Here is a 9,311-nt window from a genome sequence, read left to right as displayed (position 1 = left end):
ATAATTTTTCGACACAAAAAAGAGGGCACTTCGGTGCCCTTTTTTTATGCAATCCGGTCAAATCTTAATTGAAATAAAAAGCATTCCTATTTAGACTTACAGCATTGGTTAAGAAGTGAGTCTCTCTATGTATGTATGCTTGTGTAATGCCGTGACTGACAAAGCGATTCGTAAAGCTGTGCGTCAGCACAACCCGCATACCATGAAACAGCTGCGTGAACTTGTGCCAATTGGTACCGATTGCGGAAAGTGCATTCGTCAGGCAAGACAGATTATGGTGGAGGAAAGCGGAACCATTATTCCTATGCACGAAGTTGCCTAACTAAAGGTAAGGTTATTTTTTGACTCTTGGCTTACAGCTTCTACACTTTTAGAACTGGTCAGGAGGAATTACCTATGAAAGGCGATAAAAAGATCATTGCTCACCTCAACAAACTGCTCGGTAACGAGCTGGTTGCCATCAATCAATATTTCCTGCACGCCCGAATGTTCAAAAATTGGGGATTAACACGCCTCAATGATAAGGAATACCACGAGTCGATTGACGAAATGAAGCATGCCGATCGCTACATTGAACGTATTCTGTTTCTGGAAGGCATCCCGAATTTGCAAGATCTCGGCAAGCTGAATATTGGCGAAGATATCGAAGAAATGCTGCGTTCGGATTTGGCCCTGGAGTTGAGCGGCGCCAAGAACCTACGTGAAGGCATCGCTTATGCCGATTCTATTCATGACTATGTCAGCCGTGATTTGATGATAGAGATCTTGGCCGATGAAGAAGAGCATATCGACTGGCTAGAGACCGAGCTGGATCTGATTGCACGTCTGGGTATCCAGAACTACGCCCAAGCACAGCTTTAGGAAAATAAACACTGTTTCCCCACTCAACGACGATGCTCCCCGGCCGGCATGTGTTTTCTCCGGTAGGGCGGGGGAGCACCGGCAACGCGTTATTGTACCCCTCCGCATAAACCGACCTCTGCTCTGCCCTTCGTCACTTAAAGTGCCCATCTGTAAAAGATGCCGATATCCTGAGCATATTTCCATCTGTGTCTTGCTTCTCGCTCTGTTTTGCGTATAATGCGCGGGCTTACCTAATCTTGGTAAGCCTGATTTTAGCGAATCAGTCGATTGGCAGGTACGTTTTGCCCTTCGAACAATACTCCCGATATGGGGGTTATATGTTGACGATTACACTCCCCCATCAATCGAAATGGGTGTGAGGAGTAATTATTTACGTTTATAAATAATTGGAGCTCTGGTCTCATGCAGAACCAAAGAATCCGTATCCGCCTGAAAGCGTTTGATCATCGTCTTATCGATCAATCAACCGCGGAAATCGTCGAGACTGCAAAGCGCACTGGTGCGCAAGTCCGTGGTCCGATCCCGCTGCCAACTCGCAAAGAGCGCTTTACCGTTCTGATCTCTCCGCACGTTAACAAAGACGCGCGTGATCAGTACGAAATTCGCACTCACAAGCGTCTGGTTGACATCGTTGAGCCAACCGAGAAAACCGTTGATGCTCTGATGCGTCTGGATCTGGCTGCTGGTGTAGACGTGCAGATCAGCCTGGGTTAATCAGGTCATTGAGCGATTGAGAGGTTGAAACAATGATTGGTTTAGTCGGTAAGAAATTGGGCATGACTCGTATCTTCACTGAAGATGGCGTTTCTATCCCAGTAACCGTGATTGAAATTGAAGCGAACCGCGTGACTCAGGTTAAAGACCTGGCTAACGACGGGTACCGTGCCGTTCAGGTTACTACCGGTAGCAAAAAAGCTAACCGCGTAACCAAACCGGAAGCGGGCCATTTCGCTAAAGCTGGCGTCGAAGCTGGCCGTGGTCTGTGGGAATTCCGCCTTGCAGAAGGTGAAGAGTTCACTACAGGTCAGAACATCAGCGTAGAAATCTTCGCTGAAGTTAAAAAAGTCGATGTTACCGGTACTTCTAAAGGTAAAGGTTTTGCTGGCACTGTAAAGCGCTGGAACTTCCGTACCCAAGACGCTACCCACGGTAACTCCTTGTCTCACCGCGTTCCGGGTTCTATCGGTCAGAACCAGACTCCGGGCAAAGTGTTCAAAGGCAAGAAAATGGCTGGCCACCTGGGTGACGAGCGTGTAACCGTTCAAAGCCTGGACGTAGTACGTGTTGACGCTGAGCGCAACCTGCTGCTGGTTAAGGGTGCTGTACCGGGCGCAACCGGTGGCAACCTGATCGTTAAACCAGCTGTGAAGGCGTAAGGGGATAGCAATGGAATTAGTATTGAAAGACGCGCAAAGCGCGCTGACTGTTTCCGAAACTACCTTCGGTCGTGACTTCAACGAAGCGCTGGTACACCAGGTTGTTGTTGCTTATGCAGCAGGTGCCCGTCAAGGTACTCGTGCTCAGAAGACCCGTGCTGAAGTAACTGGTTCCGGTAAAAAACCGTGGCGCCAGAAAGGTACCGGCCGTGCGCGTTCAGGTTCTGTAAAGAGCCCGATCTGGCGTTCAGGTGGCGTGACCTTTGCTGCTAAGCCTCAGGACCACAGTCAGAAAGTTAACAAAAAGATGTACCGCGGCGCGCTGAAAAGCATCCTGTCCGAACTGGTACGTCAAGATCGTCTGATCGTTGTCGAGAAGTTCTCTGTAGAAGCGCCTAAAACTAAGCTGCTGGCACAGAAACTGAAAGATATGGCTCTGGAAGATGTGCTGATCGTGACCGGTGAACTGGATGAGAATCTGTTCCTGGCAGCTCGCAACCTGTACAAGGTTGACGTGCGCGATGTAGCAGGTATCGACCCGGTTAGCCTGATCGCCTTCGACAAAGTGGTTATGACTGCTGATGCTGTGAAGCAAGTTGAGGAGATGCTGGCATGATCCGTGAAGAACGTTTGCTGAAAGTGCTGCGTGCACCGCACGTATCTGAAAAAGCATCCGCTGCGATGGAAAAAAGCAACACCATCGTACTCAAAGTTGCCAAAGACGCGACCAAAGCAGAAATTAAAGCTGCAGTGCAGAAACTGTTTGAAGTCGAAGTCGAAGACGTTAACACCCTGGTAGTTAAAGGGAAAGTGAAGCGTCACGGTCAGCGTGTTGGTCGTCGTAGCGACTGGAAAAAAGCTTACGTCACCCTGAAAGAAGGCCAGAATCTGGACTTCATCGGCGGCGCAGAGTAAGTCGGAGGAGTAAGAACAATGGCAATTGTTAAATGTAAACCTACATCTCCGGGTCGTCGCCACGTTGTTAAAGTGGTTAACCCTGAGCTGCACAAGGGTAAACCTTATGCCCCGCTGCTTGAGAAACTGAGCAAAAGCGGTGGTCGTAACAACAATGGCCGTATCACCACCCGTCATATCGGTGGTGGCCACAAGCAACATTATCGTCTGGTTGACTTCAAACGCAACAAAGATGGTATCCCTGCTGTGGTTGAGCGTCTGGAGTACGATCCGAACCGTTCCGCGAACATCGCGCTGGTTCTGTACAAAGACGGCGAACGCCGTTACATCCTGGCGCCGAAAGGCCTGAAAGCTGGTGACCAGATCCAATCTGGTGTTGATGCTGCAATCAAAGCAGGTAACGCCCTGCCAATGCGCAACATCCCAGTGGGTTCAACGGTTCATAACGTAGAAATGAAACCAGGTAAAGGCGGCCAGATGGCTCGTTCTGCTGGTGCCTACGTTCAGATCGTTGCACGTGATGGTTCCTACGTAACTCTGCGTCTGCGCTCAGGCGAAATGCGTAAAGTTCCAGTTGATTGCCGCGCCACCTTGGGTGAAGTCGGTAACGCTGAACATATGCTTCGCGTTCTGGGTAAAGCAGGTGCTGCACGTTGGCGTGGTGTTCGTCCTACCGTTCGCGGTACGGCGATGAACCCGGTAGATCACCCGCACGGTGGTGGTGAGGGTAAAAACTTTGGTAAACACCCAGTAACACCATGGGGCGTTCAGACCAAAGGTAAGAAAACCCGCAGCAACAAGCGTACTGATAAGTTCATCGTACGTCGCCGTAGCAAAAAATAATTAGAGGATAAGCCATGCCACGTTCTCTCAAGAAAGGTCCTTTTATTGACCTGCACTTGCTGAAGAAGGTAGAGAAAGCGGTGGAAAGCGGTGACAAGAAGCCTTTGCGCACTTGGTCCCGTCGTTCAACGATCTTTCCTAACATGATCGGTTTGACCATCGCTGTCCATAATGGTCGTCAGCACGTACCAGTGTTCGTTTCCGATGAAATGGTCGGTCACAAACTGGGTGAATTCGCGCCGACTCGCACTTATCGCGGCCATGCGGCTGATAAAAAAGCTAAAAAGCGCTAAGGTAGGAGGAAGAGATGGAAACTATCGCTAAACATCGCCACGCTCGTTCTTCTGCACAGAAGGTCCGCCTTGTTGCAGACCTGATCCGCGGTAAGAAAGTGTCGCAAGCTCTGGAAACTCTGGCCTACACCAACAAGAAAGCTGCTGGTCTGGTTAAGAAAGTGCTGGAGTCTGCCATTGCTAACGCAGAACACAACGATGGCGCTGACATCGATGATCTGAAAGTCACGAAAATCTTCGTAGACGAAGGCCCAAGCATGAAGCGCATTATGCCGCGTGCAAAAGGTCGTGCAGATCGCATCCTGAAGCGCACCAGCCACATTACTGTGGTTGTGTCCGATCGCTGAGACTCTGGAGACTAGCAATGGGTCAGAAAGTACATCCTAATGGTATTCGCCTGGGTATTGTCAAACCTTGGAACTCTACTTGGTATGCGAATACCAAAGAATTCGCTGACAACCTGGACAGCGACTTTAAAGTTCGTCAATTCCTGATTAAGGAACTGGCGAAAGCTTCCGTTTCTCGCATCGTTATCGAGCGTCCTGCGAAGAGCATCCGTGTGACTATTCACACTGCTCGTCCAGGCATCGTTATCGGCAAGAAAGGTGAAGATGTCGAAAAACTGCGTAAGGTCGTAGCGGATATCGCTGGCGTTCCTGCGCAAATTAACATCGCCGAAGTCCGTAAACCGGAACTTGACGCTAAATTGGTTGCTGACAGCATCACTTCACAGCTGGAACGTCGCGTTATGTTCCGTCGTGCTATGAAGCGTGCTGTACAGAACGCAATGCGTCTTGGCGCTAAAGGTATCAAAGTTGAAGTAAGCGGCCGTCTTGGCGGTGCTGAAATCGCGCGTACCGAATGGTACCGTGAAGGTCGTGTTCCGTTGCATACACTGCGTGCGGATATCGATTACAACACATCTGAAGCGCACACCACTTATGGTGTAATCGGCGTTAAGGTATGGATCTTCAAAGGTGAGATCCTGGGTGGTATGGCTGCAGTTGAACAACCGGAACCGGCTGCTCAACCTAAAAAGCAGCAGCGTAAAGGCCGCAAGTAAGGAGAGTCGCTGATGTTACAACCAAAGCGTACAAAATTCCGTAAGATGCACAAAGGCCGCAACCGTGGTCTGGCGCAGGGTACGGATGTTAGCTTCGGCACTTTCGGTCTGAAAGCTGTTGGCCGTGGCCGTCTGACTGCTCGTCAAATCGAAGCAGCTCGTCGTGCAATGACTCGTGCAGTTAAGCGTCAAGGTAAAATTTGGATCCGTGTATTCCCGGACAAACCAATTACCGAGAAGCCGCTCGAAGTGCGTATGGGTAAAGGTAAGGGTAACGTGGAGTATTGGGTTGCCCTGATCCAACCTGGGAAAGTCCTGTACGAAATGGACGGTGTACCAGAAGAGGTCGCCCGTGAGGCATTCAAGCTGGCTGCAGCTAAATTGCCGATCAAAACCACCTTTGTAACTAAGACGGTGATGTAATGAAAGCACAAGAGCTGCGTGAAAAAAGCGTTGAAGAGCTGAACACTGAGCTGCTCAACCTGCTGCGTGAGCAATTTAACTTGCGCATGCAGGCGGCAAGTGGCCAGCTGCAACAAACTCACCTGTTGAAACAAGTGCGTCGTAATGTCGCACGCGTTAAGACTTTACTGACTGAAAAGGCGGGTGTGTAAATGACTGATATTAACCGTACCTTGCAGGGTCGTGTTGTTAGTGACAAAATGGAGAAATCCATGGTTGTTGCTATCGAGCGCACGGTGAAGCACCCGATCTACGGGAAATTCATCAAGCGTACGACCAAGCTGCACGTACATGACGAGAACAACGAATGTGGTATCGGCGACGTGGTAGAAATCCGCGAATGCCGTCCACTGTCTAAGACTAAGTCCTGGACGTTGGTTCGCGTTGTAGAGAAAGCGATTCTGTAATAGAGTAGCTGGCTCTCACTTAATAAACGGCTCAGAAAATGAGCCGTTTATTTTTTCTACCCATACTCTGGAAGCGGTGTTATAATGCTGCGCCCTCGGTAATGGGGCTTTTCAACGGCCTAAAGTTTTCTTAGGTCTTAAAGTAGTAGTTGACATTAGCGGAGCACTAAAATGATCCAAGAACAGACTATGCTGAACGTCGCCGACAACTCCGGTGCACGTCGCGTAATGTGTATCAAGGTTCTAGGTGGCTCGCACCGTCGCTACGCAGGCATCGGCGACGTCATCAAAATTACCATCAAGGAAGCAATTCCTCGCGGTAAGGTGAAGAAAGGCGATGTGCTGAAGGCGGTAGTGGTGCGCACCAAGAAGGGTGTACGTCGCCCGGACGGTTCTGTCATTCGCTTCGATGGTAATGCATGCGTTATTTTAAACAATAACAGCGAGCAGCCTATCGGTACGCGTATTTTTGGGCCGGTAACTCGTGAACTGCGTAATGAGAAGTTCATGAAAATTATCTCTCTGGCACCAGAAGTACTCTAAGGAGCGAACCATGGCAGCGAAAATCCGTCGTGATGACGAAGTTATCGTTCTTACCGGGAAAGACAAAGGTAAGCGNGGTAAAGTAAAAAATGTCCTGTCTGCTGGCAAGGTCATTGTTGAAGGTATCAACCTGGTTAAGAAACATCAGAAGCCGGTTCCGGCCCTGAACCAACCAGGTGGCATTGTTGAAAAAGAAGCTGCAATTCAGGTTTCTAACATTGCTCTCTTCAACACGGCTACCGGTAAGGCTGACCGTGTAGGCTTTAGATTCGAAGACGGGAAAAAAGTCCGTTTCTTCAAATCTAACAGCGAAACTATCAAGTAATTTGGAGTAATACGATGGCGAAACTGCATGATTACTACAAAGACGAGGTAGTCAAACAACTGATGTCTCAGTTTGATTACAACTCTGTCATGCAAGTCCCTCGGGTCGAGAAGATCACCCTGAATATGGGTGTTGGTGAAGCGATCGCTGACAAGAAACTGCTGGATAACGCAGCAGCTGATCTGGCAGCTATCTCCGGTCAAAAGCCGTTCATCACCAAAGCACGCAAATCTGTTGCAGGCTTCAAAATCCGCCAGGGCTATCCGATCGGCTGTAAAGTAACTCTGCGTGGCGAACGCATGTGGGAGTTCTTTGAGCGTCTGATTTCCATTGCTGTTCCACGTATCCGTGACTTCCGTGGCTTGTCCGCTAAGTCATTCGATGGCCGTGGTAACTACAGCATGGGTGTGCGTGAGCAAATCATCTTCCCAGAAATCGACTACGACAAAGTCGATCGCGTTCGTGGTTTGGATATTACCATTACCACTACTGCGAAATCTGATGATGAAGGCCGCGCGCTGTTGGCTGCTTTTAACTTCCCGTTCCGTAAGTAAGGCAGGGTTACTGATGGCTAAGCAATCAATGAAAGCACGCGAAGTCGTTCGCGTGAAACTGGCTGACAAGTACCGCGCTAAACGCGAGGAACTGAAAGCTATCATTTCTGGTGTGAACTCATCCGACGAAGATCGTTGGGATGCTGTTCTCAAGCTGCAAACTCTGCCGCGTGATTCCAGCCCGTCTCGTCAGCGCAAGCGCTGCCGCCAAACTGGCCGTCCGCATGGTTATGTGGGCAAATTCGGGTTGAGCCGTATCAAGTTACGTGAAGCCGCTATGCGCGGTGAAGTACCTGGCTTGAAAAAGGCTAGCTGGTAATTACCAATTGAATCACGGGAGTAAAGACAGATGAGCATGCAAGATCCGATCGCGGATATGCTGACCCGTATCCGTAACGGTCAAGCCGCGAACAAAGTTGCGGTCACCATGCCTTCCTCCAAGCTGAAAGTGGCAATTGCCAAACTGCTGAAGGATGAAGGTTTTATTGAAGATTTCAAAATCGAAGGCGACGCCAAGCCTGTTCTGGAACTGGTACTGAAGTACTTCCAGGGCAAGGCAGTGGTAGAAAGCATTCAGCGAATCAGCCGTCCAGGTCTGCGCATCTATAAGAAAAAAGATGAGCTGCCAAAAGTTATGGCCGGTTTGGGTATCGCTGTTGTTTCTACCTCTAAAGGTGTTATGACCGATCGTGCAGCTCGCCAAGCAGGTCTTGGTGGCGAGATTATCTGCTACGTAGCTTAATTCGGGAGGAAAGAATGTCTCGTGTTGCAAAAGCACCCGTCGTCATTCCTGCCGGCGTAGAGGTAAAACTCAACGGTCAGGTTATTTCGATTAAGGGTAAGAACGGCGAGCTGACTCGTACTGTCCATGACGCCGTTGAAGTGAAGCAAGAAGCTAACGCACTGACTTTCGCCCCGCGCGAAGGTTTTGCTAACGCCTGGGCCCAAGCGGGTACTACGCGCGCTCTGCTGAACGCAATGGTAGTTGGTGTTACCGAGGGCTTCACCAAGAAGCTTCAACTGGTAGGTGTTGGTTATCGTGCTGCTGTTAAAGGCAACGTGGTGAATTTAGCCTTAGGCTTCTCTCACCCGGTCGATCACCAGCTGCCAGCAGGTATTACTGCTGAATGCCCAAGCCAAACTGAAATCGTGCTGAAAGGCGCTGATAAACAAGTTATTGGCCAGGTTGCTGCAGATCTGCGTGCCTACCGCCGTCCTGAGCCTTACAAAGGCAAGGGTGTCCGTTACGCCGACGAAGTCGTGCGTACCAAAGAGGCTAAGAAGAAGTAAGGTAACACTATGGATAAGAAATCTGCTCGTATCCGTCGTGCGACCCGCGCACGCCGTAAGATCAAAGAACTGGGTGCAACCCGCCTGGTGGTACATCGTACCCCGCGTCACATTTACGCACAGGTAATTGCGCCAAATGGTTCTGAAGTACTGGTAGCCGCTTCTACTGTAGAAAAAGCTATCACAGAGCAATTGAAGTATTCCGGTAACAAAGACGCAGCAGCAGCAGTAGGTAAAGCACTGGCTGAACGTGCGTTGGAAAAAGGGATCTCTAAAGTTTCCTTTGACCGTTCCGGTTTCCAATATCATGGTCGAGTCCAGGCACTGGCAGATGCTGCCCGTGAAGCTGGCCTTCAGTTCTAAGGAAGAGGTTTAA

20 protein-coding genes are annotated in these 9,311 nt (G+C 49.8%); all 20 read left to right on the top strand.

The features are described 5' to 3' along the window. Positions 1–127 precede the first annotated feature (127 nt). The 20 genes from bfd to rplR all read left to right on the top strand — a co-directional run bounded on the left by bfd (position 128) and on the right by rplR (position 9,298). Entirely contained in the window at positions 128–322 is a 195-nt protein-coding gene (gene bfd, locus SGBXF1_RS22265) for a bacterioferritin-associated ferredoxin (protein WP_013814795.1), read from the top strand. A 74-nt stretch (positions 323–396) separates the two neighbouring features. Next, positions 397–861 (top strand): bacterioferritin, encoded by a 465-nt coding sequence (gene bfr, locus SGBXF1_RS22260; RefSeq protein ID WP_037425876.1) that lies wholly within the window; start codon positions 397–399, stop codon positions 859–861. Positions 862–1,266: 405 nt separating this feature from the next. After that, positions 1,267–1,578, top strand: coding sequence for a 30S ribosomal protein S10 (gene rpsJ / locus SGBXF1_RS22255; RefSeq protein WP_001181005.1), 312 nt, complete (start codon positions 1,267–1,269; stop codon positions 1,576–1,578). A 32-nt stretch (positions 1,579–1,610) separates the two neighbouring features. Continuing rightward, entirely contained in the window at positions 1,611–2,240 is a 630-nt protein-coding gene (gene rplC, locus SGBXF1_RS22250) for a 50S ribosomal protein L3 (protein ID WP_037425873.1), read from the top strand. 10 nt (positions 2,241–2,250) lie between these two features. Continuing rightward, positions 2,251–2,856, top strand: coding sequence for a 50S ribosomal protein L4 (rplD, locus tag SGBXF1_RS22245; protein ID WP_004929779.1), 606 nt, complete (start codon positions 2,251–2,253; stop codon positions 2,854–2,856). Further along, positions 2,853–3,155 carry a 50S ribosomal protein L23 gene (rplW, locus tag SGBXF1_RS22240; protein WP_004951179.1) on the top strand — a complete coding sequence of 101 codons (303 nt, stop codon included), beginning with the start codon at positions 2,853–2,855 and terminating at the stop codon, positions 3,153–3,155. The genes rplD and rplW overlap by 4 nt, the downstream gene beginning before the upstream one ends. 18 nt (positions 3,156–3,173) lie before the next feature. Further along, on the top strand, positions 3,174–3,998 hold the full coding sequence (gene rplB / locus SGBXF1_RS22235) for a 50S ribosomal protein L2 (RefSeq protein WP_037425869.1): 825 nt from the start codon (positions 3,174–3,176) through the stop codon (positions 3,996–3,998). 14 nt (positions 3,999–4,012) lie between these two features. Continuing rightward, a complete protein-coding gene (gene rpsS, locus SGBXF1_RS22230; protein ID WP_004929772.1) occupies positions 4,013–4,291 on the top strand; it encodes a 30S ribosomal protein S19 in 279 nt (92 codons plus the stop codon). Positions 4,292–4,305: 14 nt separating this feature from the next. Beyond that, positions 4,306–4,638, top strand: a complete 333-nt coding sequence (rplV, locus tag SGBXF1_RS22225; protein ID WP_004391423.1) for a 50S ribosomal protein L22 — start codon at positions 4,306–4,308, stop codon at positions 4,636–4,638. 17 nt (positions 4,639–4,655) lie between these two features. Beyond that, positions 4,656–5,354, top strand: coding sequence for a 30S ribosomal protein S3 (gene rpsC, locus SGBXF1_RS22220; protein ID WP_004951172.1), 699 nt, complete (start codon positions 4,656–4,658; stop codon positions 5,352–5,354). A gap of 12 nt (positions 5,355–5,366) precedes the next feature. After that, positions 5,367–5,777, top strand: a complete 411-nt coding sequence (gene rplP, locus SGBXF1_RS22215) for a 50S ribosomal protein L16 (protein WP_004951171.1) — start codon at positions 5,367–5,369, stop codon at positions 5,775–5,777. Then, positions 5,777–5,968, top strand: coding sequence for a 50S ribosomal protein L29 (gene rpmC, locus SGBXF1_RS22210; protein WP_004951169.1), 192 nt, complete (start codon positions 5,777–5,779; stop codon positions 5,966–5,968). The genes rplP and rpmC overlap by 1 nt, the downstream gene beginning before the upstream one ends. Next, positions 5,969–6,223: a 30S ribosomal protein S17 gene (rpsQ, locus tag SGBXF1_RS22205; protein ID WP_037425866.1), complete on the top strand. Its 255-nt coding sequence runs from the start codon at positions 5,969–5,971 to the stop codon at positions 6,221–6,223. It abuts the gene before it with no gap. A 171-nt stretch (positions 6,224–6,394) separates the two neighbouring features. Then, the gene (gene rplN, locus SGBXF1_RS22200; RefSeq protein WP_020837240.1) at positions 6,395–6,766 is read left to right on the top strand and encodes a 50S ribosomal protein L14; all 372 of its coding nucleotides are present in this window, start codon (positions 6,395–6,397) and stop codon (positions 6,764–6,766) included. Positions 6,767–6,776: 10 nt separating this feature from the next. Continuing rightward, positions 6,777–7,091, top strand: coding sequence for a 50S ribosomal protein L24 (gene rplX, locus SGBXF1_RS22195; protein WP_020837239.1), 315 nt, complete (start codon positions 6,777–6,779; stop codon positions 7,089–7,091). Positions 7,092–7,105: 14 nt separating this feature from the next. Continuing rightward, the gene (gene rplE / locus SGBXF1_RS22190; RefSeq protein ID WP_004951155.1) at positions 7,106–7,645 is read left to right on the top strand and encodes a 50S ribosomal protein L5; all 540 of its coding nucleotides are present in this window, start codon (positions 7,106–7,108) and stop codon (positions 7,643–7,645) included. Between the two features lie 13 nt (positions 7,646–7,658). Continuing rightward, positions 7,659–7,964 (top strand): 30S ribosomal protein S14, encoded by a 306-nt coding sequence (rpsN, locus tag SGBXF1_RS22185; protein WP_037425862.1) that lies wholly within the window; start codon positions 7,659–7,661, stop codon positions 7,962–7,964. Positions 7,965–7,994: 30 nt separating this feature from the next. Beyond that, positions 7,995–8,387: a 30S ribosomal protein S8 gene (gene rpsH, locus SGBXF1_RS22180; protein ID WP_037425859.1), complete on the top strand. Its 393-nt coding sequence runs from the start codon at positions 7,995–7,997 to the stop codon at positions 8,385–8,387. Positions 8,388–8,401: 14 nt separating this feature from the next. Continuing rightward, positions 8,402–8,935, top strand: a complete 534-nt coding sequence (rplF, locus tag SGBXF1_RS22175; protein WP_020837235.1) for a 50S ribosomal protein L6 — start codon at positions 8,402–8,404, stop codon at positions 8,933–8,935. A 9-nt stretch (positions 8,936–8,944) separates the two neighbouring features. Then, a complete protein-coding gene (rplR, locus tag SGBXF1_RS22170) occupies positions 8,945–9,298 on the top strand; it encodes a 50S ribosomal protein L18 (protein WP_037425856.1) in 354 nt (117 codons plus the stop codon). Positions 9,299–9,311: the final 13 nt, after the last annotated feature.

The sequence above is a fragment of the Serratia grimesii genome (assembly GCF_900186025.1).
In the GTDB taxonomy this organism is placed as follows: Bacteria; Pseudomonadota; Gammaproteobacteria; order Enterobacterales; family Enterobacteriaceae; genus Serratia; species Serratia grimesii.
This window is presented reverse-complemented; position numbering and strand designations above follow the sequence as displayed.